20 protein-coding genes are annotated in these 19,623 nt (G+C 70.7%); 14 read left to right on the forward strand and 6 right to left on the reverse strand.

Annotated elements, in window-relative coordinates; genetic code table 11:
• Positions 1 to 97: 97 nt before the first annotated feature.
• Positions 98 to 655: a SigE family RNA polymerase sigma factor gene (locus ABZT04_RS23875; RefSeq protein WP_356058990.1), complete on the forward strand. Its 558-nt coding sequence runs from the start codon at positions 98 to 100 to the stop codon at positions 653 to 655.
• Complete coding sequence (locus tag ABZT04_RS23880) at positions 652 to 1,875, forward strand: WD40 repeat domain-containing protein (RefSeq protein ID WP_356058991.1); 1,224 nt, start codon at positions 652 to 654, stop codon at positions 1,873 to 1,875. Before ABZT04_RS23875 ends, ABZT04_RS23880 begins: the two co-directional genes overlap by 4 nt.
• A gap of 9 nt (positions 1,876 to 1,884) precedes the next feature.
• On the opposite strand, the gene dapA is transcribed toward ABZT04_RS23880, so the two are convergent.
• Positions 1,885 to 2,790, reverse strand: coding sequence for a 4-hydroxy-tetrahydrodipicolinate synthase (gene dapA, locus ABZT04_RS23885; protein WP_356058992.1), 906 nt, complete (start codon positions 2,788 to 2,790; stop codon positions 1,885 to 1,887).
• Positions 2,791 to 2,865: 75 nt separating this feature from the next.
• Here dapA and ABZT04_RS23890 point away from each other — a divergent pair, with 75 nt between their 5' ends.
• A complete protein-coding gene (locus ABZT04_RS23890; protein ID WP_356058993.1) occupies positions 2,866 to 3,468 on the forward strand; it encodes a hypothetical protein in 603 nt (200 codons plus the stop codon).
• A gap of 6 nt (positions 3,469 to 3,474) precedes the next feature.
• Here ABZT04_RS23890 and ABZT04_RS23895 read toward each other — a convergent pair whose 3' ends face one another.
• The gene (locus tag ABZT04_RS23895) at positions 3,475 to 3,717 is read right to left on the reverse strand and encodes a hypothetical protein (protein ID WP_356058994.1); all 243 of its coding nucleotides are present in this window, start codon (positions 3,715 to 3,717) and stop codon (positions 3,475 to 3,477) included.
• 161 nt (positions 3,718 to 3,878) lie between these two features.
• Here ABZT04_RS23895 and ABZT04_RS23900 point away from each other — a divergent pair, with 161 nt between their 5' ends.
• The 3 genes from ABZT04_RS23900 to ABZT04_RS23910 all read left to right on the forward strand — a co-directional run bounded on the left by ABZT04_RS23900 (position 3,879) and on the right by ABZT04_RS23910 (position 5,473).
• On the forward strand, positions 3,879 to 4,007 hold the full coding sequence (locus ABZT04_RS23900) for a hypothetical protein (protein ID WP_356058995.1): 129 nt from the start codon (positions 3,879 to 3,881) through the stop codon (positions 4,005 to 4,007).
• Positions 4,004 to 4,696, forward strand: coding sequence for a hypothetical protein (locus tag ABZT04_RS23905; protein ID WP_356058996.1), 693 nt, complete (start codon positions 4,004 to 4,006; stop codon positions 4,694 to 4,696). Before ABZT04_RS23900 ends, ABZT04_RS23905 begins: the two co-directional genes overlap by 4 nt.
• Before the next feature lie 66 nt (positions 4,697 to 4,762).
• Positions 4,763 to 5,473, forward strand: a complete 711-nt coding sequence (locus ABZT04_RS23910) for an antibiotic biosynthesis monooxygenase (protein ID WP_356058997.1) — start codon at positions 4,763 to 4,765, stop codon at positions 5,471 to 5,473.
• Here ABZT04_RS23910 and ABZT04_RS23915 read toward each other — a convergent pair.
• Positions 5,440 to 5,775, reverse strand: coding sequence for a hypothetical protein (locus tag ABZT04_RS23915; RefSeq protein WP_356058998.1), 336 nt, complete (start codon positions 5,773 to 5,775; stop codon positions 5,440 to 5,442). The two genes, ABZT04_RS23910 and ABZT04_RS23915, sit on opposite strands and share 34 nt — an antisense overlap.
• Positions 5,776 to 5,898: 123 nt before the next feature.
• Here ABZT04_RS23915 and ABZT04_RS23920 point away from each other — a divergent pair, with 123 nt between their 5' ends.
• Both ABZT04_RS23920 and ABZT04_RS23925 read left to right on the forward strand, forming a co-directional pair.
• Positions 5,899 to 6,507: a winged helix-turn-helix domain-containing protein gene (locus ABZT04_RS23920; protein WP_356058999.1), complete on the forward strand. Its 609-nt coding sequence runs from the start codon at positions 5,899 to 5,901 to the stop codon at positions 6,505 to 6,507.
• Positions 6,508 to 6,523: 16 nt separating this feature from the next.
• Positions 6,524 to 7,249, forward strand: coding sequence for an SRPBCC domain-containing protein (locus tag ABZT04_RS23925; RefSeq protein WP_356059000.1), 726 nt, complete (start codon positions 6,524 to 6,526; stop codon positions 7,247 to 7,249).
• Positions 7,250 to 7,302: 53 nt separating this feature from the next.
• Here ABZT04_RS23925 and ABZT04_RS23930 read toward each other — a convergent pair whose 3' ends face one another.
• Positions 7,303 to 9,126, reverse strand: coding sequence for an endonuclease/exonuclease/phosphatase family protein (locus ABZT04_RS23930; RefSeq protein WP_356059001.1), 1,824 nt, complete (start codon positions 9,124 to 9,126; stop codon positions 7,303 to 7,305).
• A 322-nt stretch (positions 9,127 to 9,448) separates the two neighbouring features.
• On the opposite strand from ABZT04_RS23930, the gene ABZT04_RS23935 reads away from it, so the two are divergent.
• The 5 genes from ABZT04_RS23935 to ABZT04_RS23955 all read left to right on the forward strand — a co-directional run bounded on the left by ABZT04_RS23935 (position 9,449) and on the right by ABZT04_RS23955 (position 16,192).
• Positions 9,449 to 10,885: a hypothetical protein gene (locus ABZT04_RS23935; protein WP_356059002.1), complete on the forward strand. Its 1,437-nt coding sequence runs from the start codon at positions 9,449 to 9,451 to the stop codon at positions 10,883 to 10,885.
• 172 nt (positions 10,886 to 11,057) lie between these two features.
• Positions 11,058 to 12,515, forward strand: a complete 1,458-nt coding sequence (locus ABZT04_RS23940) for an alkaline phosphatase PhoX (RefSeq protein WP_356059003.1) — start codon at positions 11,058 to 11,060, stop codon at positions 12,513 to 12,515.
• Positions 12,516 to 12,855: 340 nt separating this feature from the next.
• On the forward strand, positions 12,856 to 14,439 hold the full coding sequence (locus tag ABZT04_RS23945) for a TROVE domain-containing protein (RefSeq protein WP_356059004.1): 1,584 nt from the start codon (positions 12,856 to 12,858) through the stop codon (positions 14,437 to 14,439).
• A 58-nt stretch (positions 14,440 to 14,497) separates the two neighbouring features.
• Positions 14,498 to 15,145, forward strand: a complete 648-nt coding sequence (locus ABZT04_RS23950; protein ID WP_356059005.1) for a GntR family transcriptional regulator — start codon at positions 14,498 to 14,500, stop codon at positions 15,143 to 15,145.
• 30 nt (positions 15,146 to 15,175) lie between these two features.
• Positions 15,176 to 16,192, forward strand: a complete 1,017-nt coding sequence (locus ABZT04_RS23955; RefSeq protein WP_356059006.1) for a 1-aminocyclopropane-1-carboxylate deaminase — start codon at positions 15,176 to 15,178, stop codon at positions 16,190 to 16,192.
• Here the strand turns inward: ABZT04_RS23955 and ABZT04_RS23960 are convergent.
• Positions 16,189 to 17,622 (reverse strand): MFS transporter, encoded by a 1,434-nt coding sequence (locus ABZT04_RS23960; protein ID WP_356059007.1) that lies wholly within the window; start codon positions 17,620 to 17,622, stop codon positions 16,189 to 16,191. The genes ABZT04_RS23955 and ABZT04_RS23960 overlap by 4 nt on opposite strands.
• A 137-nt stretch (positions 17,623 to 17,759) precedes the next feature.
• On the opposite strand from ABZT04_RS23960, the gene ABZT04_RS23965 reads away from it, so the two are divergent.
• A complete protein-coding gene (locus ABZT04_RS23965) occupies positions 17,760 to 18,326 on the forward strand; it encodes a helix-turn-helix domain-containing protein (RefSeq protein WP_356059008.1) in 567 nt (188 codons plus the stop codon).
• Between the two features lie 70 nt (positions 18,327 to 18,396).
• Here ABZT04_RS23965 and ABZT04_RS23970 read toward each other — a convergent pair whose 3' ends face one another.
• Positions 18,397 to 19,566 (reverse strand): TerD family protein, encoded by a 1,170-nt coding sequence (locus tag ABZT04_RS23970; protein WP_356059009.1) that lies wholly within the window; start codon positions 19,564 to 19,566, stop codon positions 18,397 to 18,399.
• Positions 19,567 to 19,623: the final 57 nt, after the last annotated feature.

Genomic DNA, 19,623 nt, shown 5'->3' on the forward strand with positions numbered 1-19,623 from the left:
TTCAAGGTGAGAGGCATAGCCGCCCGTCCCCGCGAGCGTCACAAGGGGAACAGGGGCGGGGCATCGGGTGCCGTCGGGGAAGTGAGTGAAGGTGACGATGGATGCCGAAGGGCTGGAAGGTTTCCGGGACTTCGTGGACAACAGGTCGTCGGCGCTGCTGAGGACCGCCGTGCTGCTCAGCGGGGGAGACCGGCACGCCGGTGAGGATCTGCTGCAGAACGCCTTGGCCAAGGCGGCCGGACGCTGGGAGCGGATCGACGAACCCGAGGCCTATGTACGGCAGATCCTCTACCGCCAGCAGATCGGCCGATGGCGGCTGAAATGGCGAAGACGCGAACTGACCGTCGCCGAACCGCCGGAGACCGGTACGGCCCCGGACGCCTCGTCCGCCGCCGAGCTGCGCGTGGTGATGCGCGAGGCGCTGTCCCGGCTCACCGCCCGACAGCGCACCGTCCTCGTGCTCCGCTACTTCGAGGACCTGCCGGAGGCCGAAGTGGCGCGGCTGCTGGGCTGCTCGGTCGGCACCGTACGGTCCACCACCCACCGTTCCCTCGCCCGGCTGCGCGTCCTGGCGCCCGAACTGGCCGCCCTGGGCCCGGCCGACGCCGAACTCCGGTCGTCCCGTGACCACTTGCCCGTGGAGGTGCGCCCGTGAACGTCGACGATCTCCTACGCGACGCGTTGCGCGAGCAGGCGGCCGAACAGCCCCCGGCGGGGCCGGGGTTCGCCGACTGGGTGCTCGCCGTCCGCCGGCGCCGCCGTACCCGAAGGCTGGTGACCGTAGTCGCCGCGACGGTCGCCGTGATCGCCGTCGCCGTGGGCGTGCCGCTGCTCGACTCAGGGAAGGGCGACGTCCGTCCGGCGAATGTCGTCGACCGGGAGAAGGTGAGCGGCCACCCGAGCCAGTCGCCGCCGCACGAGCTGATCGCCGCCGGTAAGTCCGCACTCGCCGCCTACTACGTCCCGGCCACCGTCAAGCTGTCGGCCACGGAAACCGCCTCAGAGCGCACCTACTGGCTGCTCGACCCGAAGACCAACACCTATGTGAAGGCCCCCAAGTGGTCGGTCGTCGCCGTCGCTCCGGGCATGAAGACCGCCGCCGTCCTGGAGCGGCCCCTGCCCGCCTCCCGGATCGGCCTGCTCGACCTGGCCACCGGTGAGGTGAAGCGGTGGATCCCGGTCAGCCACAGGGTCGGTGGTCTGTCCTTCTCGGCCGACGGGCGGAAACTGGTCGCGACGACCTACACCGCCAACCCCGACGCGCAGTTCCACCCGCTGGACCCCAATGTCGGCGAGCTCGAACACCCGTCGAGCCGCACCGGTTTCTACGTCCTCGACGTGGCCTCCGGCAAGGGCCCCTGGAGTGGGGTCGCGGTCGACGGCCAGCGGGTGGACGGCCTGGAGACCTCCATCAACAACCGCCAGGACTTCGCCCTCACCAGCGACGGCAAGTACATCTGGGCCGGTCTCCCCTCCGACGGCGTCAACAAGCTGTTCTACGACTTCACGGGCGCCGAGGTCCCCGCACCGGAGGACGGCAACAAGTACCTGTACTGGTTCATCGGCGCGGGGCTGTCCCCCAGCGGCAAGCTCGTCGCAGGTGACTTCGCGGGAGAGAACTGGCACACCTCGTCCTACGTCATCGACTCCCGCACTGGCGCGAAGACCGAGATCCACGGGCAGGAACTGCTTGCCTGGGCCGACGACAGGACACTCATCGCCTGGGACGTGGGCAAAGGCGCCAACGAGAGCGAGTTCCACCAGCGGCTCGTCCTGGTCACCGTCGGCAGTGACAAGGAGGTACCGCTGAGCGGCTTCCGCAAGGGCACCGACGTCAGTGCCGGACGCTGGCAGCCCGTGTTCGCGGAGCGTTGAGCACCTCGGTCACCCGGTCACGAACTCCTCGTAGGCCGCCAGGAGTTCGTCGACCGCCCCGCGGCCGGCGGACCGCAGCGGTGCCCGGACCGGCCCCCCGGGCAGGCCCAGCGCGTTGAGCAGGGCCTTCGCGGTGACGGTGCCGGGCAGCCCCGCCGCCATCATCAACTCGATGAGCGGCGTGGCGCGTTGCTGGAGGCGGGCGGACACGGGGGTGTCGCCCGCCTCGAACGCGTCCAGGATCGCCCGGAGTTGGGTGGGCACGACGTTCGCGACCGTGCTCACGTACCCCGTCGCGCCCACCGCGTACAGCGCCAGAATCTGCTCGTCGCACCCCGCGTAGTACGCCAAGTCGGTTCGGGCCAGCACCTTTTGGGTGCCGAGGATGTCGTAGGAGCAGTCCTTGACCGCGACGATCCTGGGATGCTCGGCGAGCCGGATCATGGTCTCCGGTTCGATACGGGTGCCGGTGCGGCCCGGGATGTCGTAGAGCACGAGAGGCAGTCCGGAGGCGTCGGCGACCTCGCGGAAGTGTGCTTCCAGGGCGTCCTGCGGGGGCCTGCTGTAGTAGGGCGAGACCACCAACACTCCGTCGGCGCCCGCCTTTTCGGCCGCCAGGGCGAGTTCCACGGTGTGCCGGGTGTCGAAGGTGCCGACGCCGGAGATGAGGGACACGTCGGCACCCACCGCCTCCCGGACCGCCGTGACGAGCGCCGACTTCTCCGCGTCCGTCGTGGTCGGCGACTCACCGGTCGTCCCGGACAGCACCAGCCCGTCACAGCCCGCCGACACCAGCCGCTCGGCGAGGAGTCGGGCACCGTCGAGGTCGAGCGCCCCCGCCTCGGTGAAGGGCGTGACCATCGCGCACAGGGCGCGGCCGAAGGGCGGTGGGGCGGAGGGCGCGGTGTTCGTCATGGGAGTAGTCTCGGCGGAGCGACAGTGAAGCTCCACTTAATTCTTCTGCAGGGTATCGATAAGGAATGCTGCGACATGGATGACGCGGACACCGGGGACCCCGCGCGCCACCGCGACGACGGCGTCCCGCTGGCCCGGTTCACCGGCCGCGTACTGGTGGTCTGCCCCGGCTGCGGTGGCCGCGCGCTCGTGGTCCCGCGGCCTGGTCTGCCCGCGCCCAGGTACGCCACGGAACTCCTGTACCAGCCGCGCCGGTTGGTGTGCGCCGGATGCGGTGCCGTCCGCGACTGGACGGCCGACCTGCGGGACAACGCCCTGGTCGGCGCCGAACCCGGCGGCACCGAGGACCCCTTCTTCCGGCGACCCCTCTGGCTCCAGACCCGGTGCGTCGGCCACGTCCTGTGGGCCTACGACGAGGCGCATGTCGATGCCCTCTGGGCCTACGTGGGCGCGCGGTTGCGCGAGCGGGGCAGTCTGTCGCCGACCCTGGCGATGTTCGCGCGGCTGCCGGCCTGGATGAAGACCTCCGAACACCGGGCCGAGATCCTGACCGGCCTGAACACCCTCCGAGCCCTGGCCGAGCGCACGGCCCCCGCCGACCGCTCCGACGCGGCACACGAACACGGCGACCGACCTCGGCGCCAACGCAGCGTGTACTTCCGGGGCGGCCCGTACTGACCGGAGTCAGCCCAGGGAGCACCACGACTTCTGGGCCGACGACCCACCGCACCCGTCGGCCGGAATGGCGAGGACGAGCCTGTAGACCCCGAATGCCAGCGCCCCCAGGATCGCCACGGACACCACGACGTGTGCCGCCCGTGTCCACCGTGCGCTCCAGTAGGTGTGGCCGATGCCGAGGAGCAGGGCGGCGAGCAGCCAGACGAACACACCGACGACCACGATGATGACGACCCCGAACGTGTGCACAGGGCCACGATGCCCGTCGGCGCCCCCGGCCATGCGTACCCGCCGCCTGCCGCCCGCCCGCCGTCACAAGGCCCTATGTCCAATTGGCCCCTTCATGGGCCACCATGGCCAGGAAGGTCACAGGTACAGGAAGCCGATCCACCCTGGTCACGGGAGGCGTCATGAAGCTCGGCAAGGCACTGGCCACCGGAGTCGCGGAAGAGCGACCCCAGGACCACGAAGAGGAACTTCAACTGGCTGAGCGGGCCGAGGAGTTGAAGGTACCCGAAGAGGCCCCGGCCGCCCGATGAGGCTGCGGCTCCCCGAGGAACGACCGACGGAGCCGCCGACCGGATTCAAGATCGCCCACCCGGTGCTGTCCCAGGACGGCACCCGGGCCGGGTTCACCGGTGTGTCGCTGGGCGGCGCGCTGCCGTACGGAGTCGTGGCCGACGCGTCCTGCGTGTACGGCCGACGGCACCGCGCCCCGGCGCGACGCTGCGACTGCGGCTTCCACTGTGTGCATGAACGGGCGTCCGCGGAAGCCCTGTTGTGCACCGCCGAGCACCGCGAGGCGGTCCTCCTCGACATCACCGTGCTCGGCGCCTACATCCGCTTCGAACGCGGCTTCCGCTACGCCCGCCAACGCGTCCGCACCGCCACCGTCGGCCCCTGTGCCTGCGGCGCGCGAGCCGTCGCGCTCGCCGACGCCGGTTGGGGCAGGCCCGGTTGGCGCGCCCTGGCCGCCACGTGCGCGGGCTGCGTCCGTGACCGTACGTCCGTCTCGCTCGCCGCGTTCGCCCGGCTGGCCGGGGACGGACTGCGGGTGGTGGCGGGGAGCAGCGGCACGGTGGCGACCGTCGACCCGGGGCTGCCCGAGGGGCTCGGGGTGCCCGAACTCGTCGCGGAGGCCGCCCTGTTGCAGGCCAGGCTCGACTGGTTCCAGAGCCGGCTGGCACGCCTGGAAGGGGGCGGGGCGCAGCCGCAGACCGAGCCTTGACCTCAAGGCTGGTCGAGGTTGAAGGCTGGTCGGTGCACACACCCGTACCGATCAGTGGAGGCCAGCATGACCACGACCCGTCGCACCGACTCCCACCCCGACCTCGCCGACCCCCGCATCGGCGCCCCCTGCTTCAGCACCTGGCGCGTGGACACACCACTGCGCCAGCGGCGGACGGCCGAGGCGGTCGCCGGGGCCTGGGAGCGCCGGCCGTGGCCCAGCGACGACCTCCTCGGCTACCACGTCTACACCGGCCACGACGCCTCCACCCTGCTGCACTACTCGCAGTGGACGAGCGAGCAGGCGTACGAGGCCTTCGTCCGGACCCGCCGTCAGGAGCGCGTCGACGAGATCGACGCCGCCGTACCCGGCATCGAACGACTGGGCCTCGGCCGCTACCGGCACTACCGCAGCGGCGGCCCGGCGGACCGGGGTGGCCGCGTCCCAGGCTGCGTCGTGATCGTCGACGTCGAGTTCGAGGGTCCCGACCCCGACCGCCAACGCGCCTGGGTGGACGCCGTGTTCGAGGCGCTGGAGCACGAACCGGCCCCGCACCCCGGCGGCATCTCCGCCCACTTTCACCTCTCCACCGACGGCACCCGCGTCCTCAACTACGCCGAATGGGACAGCGCCCAGTCCCACATCGAGGCCCTCGCGGCCCCGGGCGACGGCATCGGCTCCGCCACCGCACTGTGGGAACGCGTCCAGACCTGGCCGGGGTTGAAGAGCACCACGGTCAGCCGCTACGGCCACGCACTCGGGCTGGTCCCCGACTGACTGTGGCCGGTGACCGTCACGACGACCGCTCGGCCGCGAGCCCGGTGATACCCAGCCTCCGCGGCCGCGTCCAGGAAGCTCACCCGCCGCCACCGGTCCCGGTCGTAGCCCTCGCTCCCGTGCCAGATGTGGACGATGCCGCAGAGCTGGTTCCAGTGCTTCCTGATCATGGTGAGTCGCTGCTTCTCCCTGGCGATCCGCTCGCTCTCGGTCGGTGCGCGGACGGGAGTGGGCGGACGGGCCGAGGGGGCGCGGACGTGCGGTCTCTTGGGGCCGCGGATCTCCGATTCGATCGACGGCACGAGGACGGACAGCGCCTCGGTGAGCGCGGCGGCCGTGCGGTGCTCCTCCGCGCTGCGGTCGATGGTCCCACCGACAATCCCATCCTCCTGGACAAAAAAAGTTTTCGGTGAGACGGTGGACGCATGCTGGACGTCACCGTGATCGAGGACCCCGAGGCCGCAGCCGTCTCGCTGGACCCCATAAGGGCCCGGCTGCTCGCCGAGCTGGCGGCCGGACCCGCGTCCGCCACCATGCTGGCCGGCAAGGTCGGACTGCCCCGGCAGAAGGTGAACTACCACCTCAAGGCGCTGGAGCGGCACGGCCTGGTCGAGCTGGCCGGGGAGCGGCGCAAGGGCAATGTCACCGAGCGGCTGATGCGCGCGACCGCCGCGTCGTACGTCATCTCGCCGCTCGCGCTCGCCGCCGTACAGCCGGACCCGGACCGCTTCCGCGACCAGCTCTCCGCACGCTGGCTGCTGGCGCTCGGCGCCCGGCTGGTGCGGGACGTCGGCTCGCTGATCACCGGCGCGGCCAAGGCCCACCAGCGACTGGCGACCTACGCGCTGGACGGCGAGGTGCGCTTCGCGTCCGCCGCCGACCGGGCCGCGTTCATCCAGGAACTGACCGCAGGCGTGAGCGCCCTCATCCGCAAGTACGACGCGGGGGAGACGGAGGAGGGCCGCGACCACCGGATCGTGGTCGCCGTCCACCCCACGGTCAAGAAGCCATCCACCCCAGAACTGGACCAGTAGGACTCAGGAGTTGGTCATGTCCAAGGAATTCGAGATCGTCTACGAGTTTGAGGTCGACGCCACCCCCGAGGAGGTGTGGGCGGCGATCACCGACGGTACGGGCGGCTGGCTGTGGCCGATGGAGTACGACGGCGAGAACCGCGTCGGCCCCTTCGGATCCACCCTCACCACCTTCGACCCGCCGCACCGGCTCACCGCCCGCACCGAGGACGTCGGCTTCCCGACCCAGAGCCTCAACCAGATCGACGAGACCATCGAGCCCCGCGATGACGGCCGCCGCGCCTGGGTGCGGTATGTGCACAGCGGGATCTTCACCGACGACTGGGACAACCAGTACGACGGCGCGAGCAAGCACAACGCCTTCTACCTGCACACGCTGCGGGAGTACGTCACCCACTTCGCGGGCCGGCCCGTCGCCTTCGCCACGCTCAACGGCCCCGGTGCCTCAACCGCCGCCGACGCCTTCGGAGTTGTCGGCCGGGCGCTCGGCCTCGCGGACGACATCGCGGAGGGGGCACAGGTCCAGGCGCGCGGACCGGAGGGTCAACTCCTGGATGCCGTGGTCGACTTCCGCGACCCGTACTTCATCGGACTGCGCACCGACAGCGCGTTGATCCGCTTCTTCGGGCGCAACCACTGGGGTGCCCCGGTCGGTGTCAGCGTCCACGACTTCGCGCCGGACGCCGACGCCAAGGCGAACGAACTCGCCTGGCAGAACTGGCTGAACGGGGTCTTCGCCTGACCTGGTGCCGGTGTGCGAGACCCCGTCCAACCCGTCCTCGATCGCCGTAGGTGCTACGGCTGGAACCGCAGCACCTGCGGGTCGTGGTCGCTGATCTGGTCGTTGAACTCCGAGTTGACGTGAACGCTGTCGTACTCGAAGCAGTCCTTGCGGATCGACGGGCTGATCAGGATCTGGTCCAGGACCTGCTCGTTGCCCTGGTAGTCGTACGTGTAACGCTCGTTCTTCGGCAGGGACTTGATCGCCGAGTACAACTCTCCCTTGCCTTCGAGGATCTTCGCCGTGTCGGAGAACTCGAAGTCGTTCATGTCGCCGAGCGTGATGACGTCGGCGTCCTTCTGCGCGGCGAGGATCTGCTGGACGAAGGCGTTGACCGCCGTCGCCTGCGCGTGCCGCTGGGTCTCCGAGCTGCGGGTGACCGGCTGGTACTGCGCGGTCAGCGGCTGGTCGCCGCCCTTCGAGATCAGGTGGTTGGCGATCACGAAGACTGTCCTGCCCTTGAAGACGAACTCGCCCGCGAGCGGCTTGCGGCTGGCGCTCCAGGCAGCGTTGGCCGGGTCGATCCGGCCGGGGGAGGCGGTCAGCTGGGCCTTGCCGTGCACCTTGGTGACACCGACGGCGGTGGTGGAGTCGCCGCCCGCGCGGTCGGTGAAGGAGACCCGCTGCGGGTTGAACAGGAACACCTGGCGGATGTTGCCGCCGGGCTCGCCGCCGTCCTGGTCGTTGACCGGGTCGATCGAGCGCCAGTCGTACTGGGGGCCGCCCGCCGCGACGATCGCGTCGATCAGCTTGTTCACGGTGACGCTCGCGTCGACCGTGCCGTCGTCCGTCGCGCCGTTGTTGTCCTGGATCTCCTCCAGGGACACGATGTCGGGCGACTGGAGGTTGTTCACGATCGCGGCGGCGTGTGCGGCGAAGGTGCCGTCCGACGGGTCGAGGTTCTCGACGTTGTACGTCGCCACCGCGAGCTGGTTCTTCGACTGCTTCTTCGTCGTCTCGCGCTGGAGGCCGCCGCTCTTCACGGCGCCGATCTCGCTGGCGACGAGCGTGTAGCCGCCGTACGCGTTGAAGTCCATCGGGCCGGCCGTGGTGCCTGTCAGCTTGTCGCCGACGTTGACGACCGGGAAGTCCGCGGTCGCGCCCAGGGACTGGATCTGCAGGCGGCCGGTGTTCTGCGAGGTGTACGAGCCGTAGACCGTGCCGCCGCGGCGACTGGCGTTCTCGTGCGGCTTGACCGTGACCCACAGCTCCGCGTACGGGTCGGTCGCGGTGACCACGCGCGCGTCGGAGACCTGGACGTTCATGCCCTCGAGGGACTCGTAGTAGTCCAGGGCGTACTTCTTCGGCTGGAGGGGCAGCCCGTTGATCGAACCGCTCGCGGCGGTGTCGCCGGCCGGGGTGTACGCGGCCGGCACCGACTTGGCGCTGATCACCACGGGGGCCGGTACGGCGTTGCCGCTGGAGACGACGGTGACCGTCGGCTTGCTGATCTCGGTCAGCGACTGGTTGCCCGTGGCGGCGCCGCCCGGGACGTACTCGGAGACCGTGCCGGAGACGGTCACCGCGTCGCCGACGGCGACCTTCGGGGTCGAGCTGGTGAAGACGAACACGCCCTCACTGGTGGCCGGGTCGGCGTCCGGGGTCGCGTCCTGGAACCAGAAGCCCTTGGACGAGCCGTACGTCCGCACGGCGGTGACGATGCCCGGTACGTCCGTGACCTTCTGGCCGGCGTACGGGGACACCCGGGTGGTGCCCTGGATGTCGTGGATGCGGACGCCGTCGGCGTGCGCGGGCGAGGTGAGAACGATCGTGGACGCCATGGAACAGACGGCGGCGACGGTCAGCGCGGCGAGACGCGCGGAGGACTTGCTCGGCAACGGGATCCCTCCGGGGACATGCATGAGTGCCGGGACGAGGGTGCGTGGAAAGGGTGGAGCGGGTGCGGCGGCGGTGGGAGCCACGACCGGTGGGGCGGTTGCGACGCGCGTAGAAGATACCTGGATTGGGTGTCCATGACATTTCTACGCGCGTCAATCTCATTGCGGGGACGCCCAGTTGTCAAGGTTTCAGCCATGTACACCGTGCGGCCAGCACGTGAACCGGGCGGCATGGGTGGAAATCCGTCTAGGCTGAGCGGCTGAGTCGTGTGTCGTGTACGGCCGTGGTACGGCCATCGAGGCGCCCTAGGAGAACCCGCCGATGTCAGACAGCTCCCCCCTGCCGCCGGTGCGGCTGCACTCCGAAGCGGAGCTGGCGCGCGACGCGCTGTCCACCCCCCTGCTCGCCCGGGCGGCACGGCTCGCCCGCTGGGCGGGGCCCGACACCCGGATCGACGCCGGTGGCGGCCTTGTCGACGAGCAGTTGCCCGCCGCGGCCGAGGTGCTCGGGCTGACCGGCGACGACGCCGCGGCCGACGCGAGCGAGGCCTGGCGGGTCGCCGTGGACACCGGGCTCGTCGAGGTCGTCGACGAGGAGGAGGGCACCGTGGCGGCGGGCGAGGAGCTGGCCCTGCTCACCTCCGGCTCGCCGCACGACGTGCTCGCGGTGTGGCTCGGCGCCCTCGACACCCTCCTCGCCGATGCGAGCGTGCCCGATCTGGACGGTCTTGTCGACGCCGTGGACGAGGGCGGCGAGGTCGATTTCTCGTCACTCGACTGGGACCCCGAGGCGGAGGCCGAGTTCCTCGACGGCGTCCTCGGCAACCTCTATCTGCTGACCGTCAACGAGGACGGCCCCGGCGACGGCCCCGTCCCGCTGCCCGCGCTGGCCGCGTCGATGATCGTGCCCAGCGACATGGGGGAGCCCACCAACGACGTACTGGAGCAGGTCTCCGAGGCGATGATGCGCCTCGACGACCAGTTCCGGCTGCTCGCACCGGTCGGGATCGTCGAGTACCAGCCCGTCGACGAGGCCCTCATGGCCGACTCCGACGAACCGGCCGACGGGTCCTCGGCGGCCGTCGACGAGACCGACGTCACCCGCTACGGCATGGTGCGGCTCACCCCGCTCGGCCTCTACGGCCTGCGCGCCCGGCTCCTGGAGGCCGGCTTCGCGGCGCCCGCCGTCGGAGACCTCGCCGACAAGGGCGCCGACGCGCTGCTCGACGGGACGTCGACGTTCCCGCAGGGGGCCGCGCGGGCCGAGACCGAGCAGTGGCTGGCCGGCCGTGAACCCCTCGACGCCGCACGGGAGTTGCTGGCGGCGGCCCGCGGTGGGGACGCCGGCGCGCCGCTACGACGGCTGCTCTGCCAGCAGGCGCTCTCCCTCGTTGGCGGCGAGGCCGAGCCCGCGGTGCGCGCGGTGCTCAACGACCCCGAACTGGGCGGCCTCGCCCGCGTCTGGCTCAGCGAACGCGGTGCGAGTGACGTCCCCGCCCCCTCCGAGGACCTGGTGTTCTGGCTGACCGTCGACACGGTGGCCGCGCAACTGGCCGCCGAGGGCAACTCCGAGGAGCTGCAGGCCCTGGTCGAGGGGCTGGCCCAGCAGCACAACGGGTTCTTCGCGGCGGCCTGGCGGGTGGACCACCCGGCGACCGCGGACGTCCTGGAGGCGATGGGACGGCTGCACCCCGACAAGCGGATCGCCAAGGAAGCACGGAAGGCGGCCTTCAAGGCCCGCTCCCAGCAAGGGAGTTGAACCAGCGAGCCACCCGTGACTTTTGAGTCCCATGGGTGAGCGCATACGGATTCATGGAAGAGAGCCCGGCGAAGTCGGCCGGCGTTCAACTCGTGTTCAGACATGGGCGGAAGCGTGGCGCCGACCGAGGTCCGCCACCCTCCACGGCACACCCACCGTCACAGGAGACACCATGTCGCTCACTCGCAGGGATTTCGCCGCCAGATCCGCGATCACCGGTGCCGGGGTCGCACTGGCGGGCAGCGTCGGCGCCCTCGCCACCGCACCCAACGCACTCGCCTTCACCGACACCGACGTAGACGCCGAGAGCACGGCCGGGAAATCGACGGCCGGACACGTCGGCGTCGGCTACGGCCCGCTGATCGCCGACCCCGACGGCCTCCTCGCCCTCCCCGCCGGCTTCAAGTACCGCGTCATCACCTACAGCGGCAAGACCAAGCTGGAATCGGGCGAGTTCACCCCCTCCAACCACGACGGCACGTCCACCTTCGACGGCCCGCGCGGCGCCACCCTCCTCGTCAACAACCACGAACTGGCCGGCCCCCGCGCCAACTGGCCCCACCCCGTCCCGCTCACCGAGGGCCTCGTCTACGACCCCGCCGCGGCCGGCGGCTGCACGGTCGTCGAGGTCCGCCGCGACCACGTCGCCGAGTGGGTCGGCGTCGCCGGCACCGCCACCAACTGCGCGGGCGGCAACACCCCTTGGGACACCTGGCTCACCTGCGAGGAGACCGAGGACAAGGCCGGCACCAACGGCTTCACCAAGGACCACGGTTACGTCTTCGAGGTCGACCCCGCCGACCGGCGCGCCAACCGAAACCCCAAGCCCATCAAGGCACTTGGCCGCTACGCCCACGAAGCGGTCGTCGTCGACCCCAAGCGCGGCCACCTCTACCTGACCGAGGACGCGGCGAACCCGAACGGCCTCCTCTACCGCTGGACCCCGCCGGAGCACTTCCACCACGGCCGCGGCCAACTGCGCACCCTCGCCGACGACGCGGGCGTCCTCCAGGCCTTCAAGTGCTTCGACTCCGGCGGCAAGTTCATCGACGACCTCTCCCGCGCCACGAAGATCGGCACGGTCTACGGCGTGGACTGGGTCGACGTCCCCGACCGCGACGCCAAGACCACCTCCGTCCGCAAGCAGTTCGCCACCGGTGAGGTCACCCGCGCCCGCAAGCTGGAGGGCATGTGGTGGGGCGACGGCGGCACCTACATCGTCTCCTCGTTCGCCCGCACGGAGAGCCCCGTCCAGCACGACGGCGCCGTCTGGTTCTACGACCCCAAGCGCCGCACCCTGACCCTGAAGGTGCTGCTCGGCGTCAACCCGGACCCGTCCGTGGACGGCGCGTTCGACGGCCCCGACAACATCACCGTCTCTCCCTACGGCGGCCTCGTCATCGCCGAGGACGGCGAGGGCGTCCAGCACCTCTTCGGCGCGACGGACAGCGGCCGCACGTACCCGATCGCCCGCAACGAACTCAACATCGGCACCGCAGAGAAGCCCGAATACAGCGAGTTCACCGGCGTCACTTTCTCACCCGACGGCAAGACCCTGTACGCCAACATCCAGACGCCGGGGATCATGCTGGCGATCACGGGGCCATGGAAGCGGCAGAAGCGCGGCTAGTAATTCGTTCGCCCATCCTCGGCTGCGCCTCCTACTCTGAGATCACAACAGCACGCACCTCCCGGTGCGCAGGCGGCGGTTACTTCGTTGAAACCGAATCAGGCACCGCGGCCGTTCTTGATCTCGGGAGGCGCAGCTCATGGTGGGTGCCCGGTGCGTAGGCAACGGTTACTTCATTGGATCGGACGGTTGCGGGTTCGAGTCCCGTCATCGACTTCGGGTCGGTGTAGCTCAATTCGGTAGAGCATCTGGCTAAGTCCGTCGCCGCCTTCTGAACTCGGGCACCCACCTTTCGCTGCGCCCTCCTTCCGAAACACCAAAGAATTCGGGGGAATTCACCATGGCGCGATTCAACACCAAGGCGGCGAAGCCCCAGCCCACTTCGCGCGTCACCTCCACGGGCCGCGTGCTCCGTACCTATCAGGGCGGCAAGGGCCGTGAGCGTGACGCGCGCTCCGAGCTCTTCCTGCTCGCGGTGGCCAACTTCGTCTCGCAGCAGACCTTCTACGAGACCGGCGCCGACCGCGACGACCGCTTCGCGACCCTCGTGCGCGAGCTCGCCGTCACCGACCCCGCCTGGACGGCCGGCCTCCTCGGCTGGCTGCGCGGCGAGGGAAACCTCCGTACCGCCTCGATCGTGGGCGCCGCCGAGTACGTGAAGGCCCGCCTCGACGCCGGCGCGACCGACGGCCCCTCCAACCGCCAGGTCGTCGACTCCGTGCTCCGGCGCCCGGACGAGCCCGGCGAGCTGCTCGCGTACTGGACCGCGCTGTACGGCCGTAACATCCCCAAGCCCGTCAAGCGCGGTGTCGCCGACGCCGTACGACGCCTCTACGGCGGCCGGTCGCTGCTGAAGTACGACACCGAGTCCAAGGGGTACCGCTTCGGCGACATCCTCAACCTGGTGCACGCGGCGCCGGACCCGGACAAGGCGTGGCAGGGCGAGCTGTTCCAGTACGCCCTGGACCGCCGGCACCACCCGGACACCGCCGTACCGCCCGCGTCGAACACCGTGCTGACCGCGCACCGCGAGCTGATGGCGCTGCCCGTCGAGCGGCGGCGCGCGGTCGTCACCGCGCCCGACGGCGCCGAGCGGCTCGCGGCGGCCGGGATGACCTGGGAGGCGCTGGCCGGCTGGCTCCAGGGCCCGATGGACAAGGCGGCCTGGGAAGCCGTCATCCCCTCCATGGGCTCGATGGCGCTGGTCCGCAACCTGCGCAACTTCGACGAGGCCGGGGTCTCGGACGAGGTCGCGGCCCGGGTCGCGGCGAAGATCAGCGACCCGGCGGAGGTCGCGCGCTCGCGGCAGTTCCCCTTCCGGTACCTCGCCGCGTACCGGCACGCGCCCTCGCTGCGCTGGTCGTACCCGCTGGAGCGGGCGCTCGGCCACTCGCTGGCCAACGTGCCCGCGCTGCCCGGCCGCACGCTGGTGCTGGTGGACCGCTCGGGTTCGATGTTCTACGCGCGGCTGTCCGACCGCTCGGAGCTCAACCGGGCCGACGCGGCGGCGATCTTCGGCGCGGCGCTCGCGCTGCGGGCGGCCGACGCGGACCTCGTCGAGTTCGGCACCACGAGCAGGCGGCTGGACTTCGGCGCGCGCGACTCGGTACTCAAGACCCTGGGCCGCTTCGGCGACCTGGGCGGCACCGACACCACTTCGGCGGTCCGCGCGCACTACCGGGGCCAGGACCGGGTGCTGATCATCACCGACGAGCAGGCCGCGTACAGCCGCCACGGCGACCCGACCGAGCAGGTCCCGGCCCACGTGCCGGTCTACACCTGGAACCTCGCCGGATACCGGGTGGGGCACGGCCCGTCCGGCAAGGCCAACCGGCACACCTTCGGCGGCCTCTCGGACGCGGCCTTCCGGATGGTGCCGCTGCTGGAGGCCGCCCGGGACGCGGACTGGCCCTGGGCCGCCTGAGGTGTCAGTGGGCTCGGCCACTATTGACATCTAACATTTCAGTTCTACGATTCGGTTCATGGAGGCCCTACGACCCGTCCGGCGCACCCTGCTCAGGGACCGCGCCTACGAAGCGATCCGCGACGCCATCGTCGCCGGGGAGATCGAGCCCGGCGCGGTGGTGCGCGACGCCGAGTTGGCGGAGCGGCTCGGGCTGTCGCGGGCGCCGGTGCGGGAGGCGTTCTCGCGGCTCGTGGACGACGGGCTCCTGGAGAGCAAGCCGCAGAGCTACACGCGGGTGACCCCGGTCGTGGCCGCCGACGTACGGGACGCGGCGGCCGTGGTCGGGGCTCTGCACGAGTTGGTCACGCGGATCGCCGTACCCCTCCTGCGGGATACGGACGTTGACGTGATGCGCTCCGCCAACGACCGGTTCGCCGCCGCCGTGCGCGCCGGGGACGTGGACGCCGCGCTGCGTGCCGACGACGAACTGCACGACGTCCTGGTCCGGGTGAGCGGCAACCGCGCCGCGGCCGCCACCGTCGCCCGCTACACCCCGCTGATCCGCCGGCTGGAGCGACGACGCTTCGGCGAGGGCGGCAACTGCCGTTCGGCAGGACTGCACGAGCGGCTCATCGAAGCCTGTGCCGACGGCGACGTGGACGACGCGGTCCGCGTGACGGCGGAGATCTGGCGCGGCCTCGAAGGCCTCGCCGACCCCGACTGATCCGTGCCCCGACCGACCCGGGAGAACCCCATGTCCCTTTCCTCGTACGACCGTTACCCCCTCCTCTTCGGCCCCTCGCCCGTCCACCCGCTGGAGCGCCTCACCGCCCACCTCGGCGGCGCCGCCCTGTGGGCCAAGCGCGAGGACTGCAACTCCGGTGTGGCGTACGGCGGCAACAAGACGCGCAAGCTGGAGTACCTCGTCGCCGACGCCCTCGCCAAGGGCTGCGACACCCTCGTCTCGATCGGCGGTGTGCAGTCCAACCACACTCGCCAGGTCGCGGCCTGTGCCGCCCGCGCCGGGCTCAAGTGCGTGCTGATCCAGGAGAGTTGGGTGGAGTGGCCCGACTCCGTCTACGACAAGGTCGGCAACATCCTGATCAGCCGGCTCGCCGGAGCCGATGTGCGGTTGGTGAAGGCCGGGTTCGGTATCGGCTTCAAAGAGAGCTGGGAGCAGGCGTTGCGGGAGGTCGAGGAGAGCGGCGGCAAGCCGTACGCCATCCCGGCCGGCGCCTCCGACCACCCGCTCGGCGGCCTCGGCTTCGCCAACTGGGCTTACGAAGTCGCCGAGCAGGAGCGGGAGTTGGGCGTCTTCTTCGACACCGTGGTGGTGTGTTCGGTGACCGGCTCCACCCAGGCAGGGATGGTCGCCGGGTTCCGGGCGCTGGAGGAGGCGGGCGGGCGTGAGCGACGCGTGCTCGGCATCGACGCCTCGGCGAAGCCCGCCGAGACCCGCGAGCAGGTCGCCCGTATCGCGCACGGCACCGGCCAACTGATTGGCGTCAAGCGGGAGTTGACCGTCGACGACGTCGAACTGGACGACCGCTACCACGCCGGCATCTACGGCATCCCGGACGAGACCACCCTGGACGCGATGCGCCTCGCCGCCCGCACCGAGGGGATGGTCACCGACCCCGTCTACGAGGGCAAGTCGATGGCCGGGATGATCGACCTGGTCGAGCGCGGCGAGATCGCCCGGGACTCCACCGTGCTCTACGCCCACCTCGGCGGTCAGCCGGCGCTGAACGCCTACAGCGCCCTGTTCTAGGCCGCCTTCTCGGTCCTCCTGCCGGTGATCACGAACGCCGACACCAGCAGCGCGGTCAGCGCGATCAGCGCGCCGACGCCGAACGCGCGGGCCGAGCCGTGGACCAGGATGTCGGACGGTGACCCGGTCGCGTGCCGGGTCGCCGTGCCGTAGACCGTGACCAGGATGGACAGGCCCAGGGTGCCGCCGAGCCACTGGAGGGTCTGGAGCAGGCCCGACGCGGCGCCCGCCTCGCGGGGCTCGATGCCCGCGAGGATCGTCGCGTTGAGCGGCATGAAGCTGAGGCCGACGCCCACGCCCATCAGGAGGAGCGGGCCGAGGAGACCGGTCAAGTAGCCGTCGTCCGGGCGGAGTTGCCAGAGCCATCCGGCCGAAGTGGCGAGCAGGCTCATACCGGTGAGCAGGACCGGCTTCGCGCCGAAGCGGGCGAGCAGTCGCGGTACGAAGCGGACGACCGTGAAGATCGCGAGCGTCATCGGCAGGAAGGCGAAGCCCGCGCGCAACGGGCTGTAGTCCAGTACCCGTTGACTGATCAGGGTGAGGAAGTAGAACGCGCCGAACATGCCCGCCGGCAGCAGCAGGACGCCCGCGTAGCCGCCCGCGCGGTTGCGGCTCGCGAACAGGCGCAGCGGCATGATCGGCTGTTCGGCGCGGGACTCGACCAGGGTGAAGCCGGCCAGCAGGGCCGCCGCCGCGCTGAACCCCAACTGTGCCTGGAGATCGCCCCAACCGTCCGACGAGACCCGGATGAACGCGTACACCAGCGAGGTCATGCCGGCGGTGCCGGTGAGCGCGCCCGCCGCGTCGAACCGGCCCGCGTGGCGCGGGGTCTCGCCGACGAAGCGGGGGAGGGCGAGGGCGACCGCGATGCCGATCGGTACGTTGATGAGCAGGGACCAGCGCCAGGACGCCCACGAGGTGAGCATGCCGCCGATGACCAGCCCTATCGAGGCGCCGATGCCGGCCATGGAGGTGTAGATGCCGAGCGCGTGGTGGCGGCGCGGGCCCTCCGGGAAGTTGGTGGTGATCAGGGCGAGGGTGTTGGGCGCGATGAGCGCGGCGCCCATGCCCTGGAGCGCGCGGGCCGCGAGCAACCAGGCGTTGTCGGCGGCCAGCCCGCCCAGGAGGGAGGACGTGGCGAAGAGCAGGACGCCGATCGTGAGCGTACGGCGGCGGCCGACGATGTCCCCGACCCGGCCGCCCAGCAGGAGCAGTCCGCCGAAGGCGAGCGTGTAGGCGTTGAGGACCCAGGACAGGCCGGTGGGGCTGAAGTCGAGGTCTTTCTGGATGTCGGGCAGCGCGACGTTGACGACGGTGGAGTCGACGCCGACCATCAAGTAGGCGGTGACGACGACGAAGAGGACGGTGCCGAGCCTGACGGGTCGGGGTGGTGCGGAGGGAGCGTTGACGGTGGTGGACGGGGTGGACATGGAGTTCTCCCGGTCTGGTGTCCCCGGCTGAAAGGCGTGCGGGCAGCGCGGACTGCCCGCCAAGATAAGCGGGGACTGTCTCCGTTTAGTACTCGGTAAGATACGGAGAGAGTCCCCGGTTCGCAAGGAGTATCTGGATGACGCAGGTCAGGCCCATGCGCGCGGACGCTCGGCGCAACTACGAGCGCCTGCTGAAGGTGGCGGCCGAGGCATTCGCCGAGCACGGGGAGAACGCGTCGCTCGACGACATCGCGAAGCGCGCCGGGGTCGGGTCCGGCACGCTCTACCGGCACTTCCCGACACGGCAGGCGCTGCTGGAGGCGGCCTACGTCGAGCGGATCGAGGCGCTCGGGACCCGCGCCGACGAACTCGCGAAGGAACTGCCGCCGGGCGAGGCGCTGGCCGAGTGGCTGTACGAGGTCTGTGTCGGCACCATCCAGGTGCGCGGGATGAAGGCCCTGCTGGGCTCGGCCGTCACGGACGGCAGCCAGGCGGCGCTCACGGCCTGCGCGACGTCGATGAAGGGCGCGGCGGAGCGGCTGGTCGAAGCGGCGCAGCGGGAGGGGGCCCTGCGTCAGGACATCGAGCCGATCGAGGTCCTGCGACTGGCCCACGGGGTGTCCACGGCCTCGGAGTTGGCGAACGGACAGGGCAAGCACATCCGGCGTTATCTGTCCCTGCTGACGGACGGCCTGCGGCCCTGAGCGCCGGGCGCCCCGTGCCTGTCCGGCTCAGGGGCGCCCGCAGCGGTCGTAGGACTGTTGCTTGTGCTGTTTACAGGGACTGTGCCGCCGGCTTCACCATGCCGCGCACCGTGCGGGACTTCACGAAGTCGCCCATCGCGGTCATGTCCCACTCGCCGGAGAACTGCTTGATCAGCTTGGCCATCATCACGCCGGTCTGGGCCTCGGCGTTGGTGAGGTCGAAGCGGACCAGTTCCTCGCCGGTCGCGGCGTCCAAGAGGCGGCAGTAGGCCTTGGCGACCTCGGTGAACTTCTGGCCGGAGAAGGAGTTGACCGTGAAGACCAGGCCGGTGACCTCCTGGGGGATACGGCCGAGGTCGACCACGATCACCTCGTCGTCACCGCCGCCCTCGCCGGTGAGATTGTCCCCGGAGTGCTTGATCGCGCCGTTCAGGATCGACAGCTTGCCGAAGTAGCAACTGTCGATGTGGTTGCGCTGCGGGCCGTAGGCGATGACCGAGGCGTCCAGGTCGATGTCCTTGCCGCGGAACGCGGGCTCCCAGCCGAGGCCCATCTTGACCTGGGAGAGGAGCGGGCGGCCGCCCTTGACCAGGGACACCGTCTGGTTCTTCTGGAGGCTGACGCGGCCCTTGTCGAGGTTGATCTTCCCGGCGCCGAGCGGGGGCGCGGCGGGCGGCGGCGGGGGAGCCATCGGGGCTTGTACCGGCGGAGCGACCGGAGTGGGCGCGGCCACCGGGGCCGGGGCCGGTTCCTCCACCGAGACGCCGAAGTCGGTGGCGATGCCCGCCAGGCCGTTGGCGTAGCCCTGGCCGACCGCGCGGGCCTTCCAGGCGCCGTTGCGGAGATAGATCTCGACGACCACCAGGGCAGTCTCGGCGCCCAGTTGAGGCGGTGTGAAGGTGGCCAGCACCGAGCCGTCGTCCGCGTTGCGGATCGTCGCCGTCGGCTCGATGCCCTGGAAGGTCTGCCCCGCGGCGTCGGGGCTCGCCGTGACGACGATCTTCTCGATCCCGGGCGGCAGCGCGGCCGTGTCGACGGTGATCGCGTCCGGGGACGTACCGCCGCCGGAGCGGTACGCCACACCCGGGCCGTTCGGCTGGTTGTAGAAGATGAAGTCGTCGTCCGAGCGCACCTTGCCGTCGCCGGTGAGCAGCAGGCTCGACACGTCGAGCCGCACGGGGGCGGCGACATCCACCGCCACCCGGGAGACCGGAAGAGGGATGTTCGAGCCAGGGGTCATAGCTGTCATGGCCGGTGAACGAACGACACCGCTTTACCGTTCCCTTACTGTTGGACC

The organism is Streptomyces sp. NPDC005492, from assembly GCF_040605995.1.
Lineage (GTDB): Bacteria > Actinomycetota > Actinomycetes > Streptomycetales > Streptomycetaceae > Streptomyces.

What these genes read in the sequence shown, in the direction of transcription:
- ABZT04_RS23875 (WP_356058990.1), top strand. Translation starts at nt 98, where the DNA reads ATGGATGCCGAAGGGCTGGAAGGTTTCCGGGACTTCGTGGACAACAGG.
- dapA (WP_356058992.1), bottom strand. Translation starts at nt 2,790, where the DNA reads ATGACGAACACCGCGCCCTCCGCCCCACCGCCCTTCGGCCGCGCCCTG.
- ABZT04_RS23890 (WP_356058993.1), top strand. Translation starts at nt 2,866, where the DNA reads ATGGATGACGCGGACACCGGGGACCCCGCGCGCCACCGCGACGACGGC.
- ABZT04_RS23900 (WP_356058995.1), top strand. Translation starts at nt 3,879, where the DNA reads ATGAAGCTCGGCAAGGCACTGGCCACCGGAGTCGCGGAAGAGCGACCC.
- ABZT04_RS23905 (WP_356058996.1), top strand. Translation starts at nt 4,004, where the DNA reads ATGAGGCTGCGGCTCCCCGAGGAACGACCGACGGAGCCGCCGACCGGA.
- ABZT04_RS23910 (WP_356058997.1), top strand. Translation starts at nt 4,763, where the DNA reads ATGACCACGACCCGTCGCACCGACTCCCACCCCGACCTCGCCGACCCC.
- ABZT04_RS23920 (WP_356058999.1), top strand. Translation starts at nt 5,899, where the DNA reads ATGCTGGACGTCACCGTGATCGAGGACCCCGAGGCCGCAGCCGTCTCG.
- ABZT04_RS23925 (WP_356059000.1), top strand. Translation starts at nt 6,524, where the DNA reads ATGTCCAAGGAATTCGAGATCGTCTACGAGTTTGAGGTCGACGCCACC.
- ABZT04_RS23935 (WP_356059002.1), top strand. Translation starts at nt 9,449, where the DNA reads ATGTCAGACAGCTCCCCCCTGCCGCCGGTGCGGCTGCACTCCGAAGCG.
- ABZT04_RS23940 (WP_356059003.1), top strand. Translation starts at nt 11,058, where the DNA reads ATGTCGCTCACTCGCAGGGATTTCGCCGCCAGATCCGCGATCACCGGT.
- ABZT04_RS23945 (WP_356059004.1), top strand. Translation starts at nt 12,856, where the DNA reads ATGGCGCGATTCAACACCAAGGCGGCGAAGCCCCAGCCCACTTCGCGC.
- ABZT04_RS23950 (WP_356059005.1), top strand. Translation starts at nt 14,498, where the DNA reads ATGGAGGCCCTACGACCCGTCCGGCGCACCCTGCTCAGGGACCGCGCC.
- ABZT04_RS23955 (WP_356059006.1), top strand. Translation starts at nt 15,176, where the DNA reads ATGTCCCTTTCCTCGTACGACCGTTACCCCCTCCTCTTCGGCCCCTCG.
- ABZT04_RS23960 (WP_356059007.1), bottom strand. Translation starts at nt 17,622, where the DNA reads ATGTCCACCCCGTCCACCACCGTCAACGCTCCCTCCGCACCACCCCGA.
- ABZT04_RS23965 (WP_356059008.1), top strand. Translation starts at nt 17,760, where the DNA reads ATGACGCAGGTCAGGCCCATGCGCGCGGACGCTCGGCGCAACTACGAG.
- ABZT04_RS23970 (WP_356059009.1), bottom strand. Translation starts at nt 19,566, where the DNA reads ATGACCCCTGGCTCGAACATCCCTCTTCCGGTCTCCCGGGTGGCGGTG.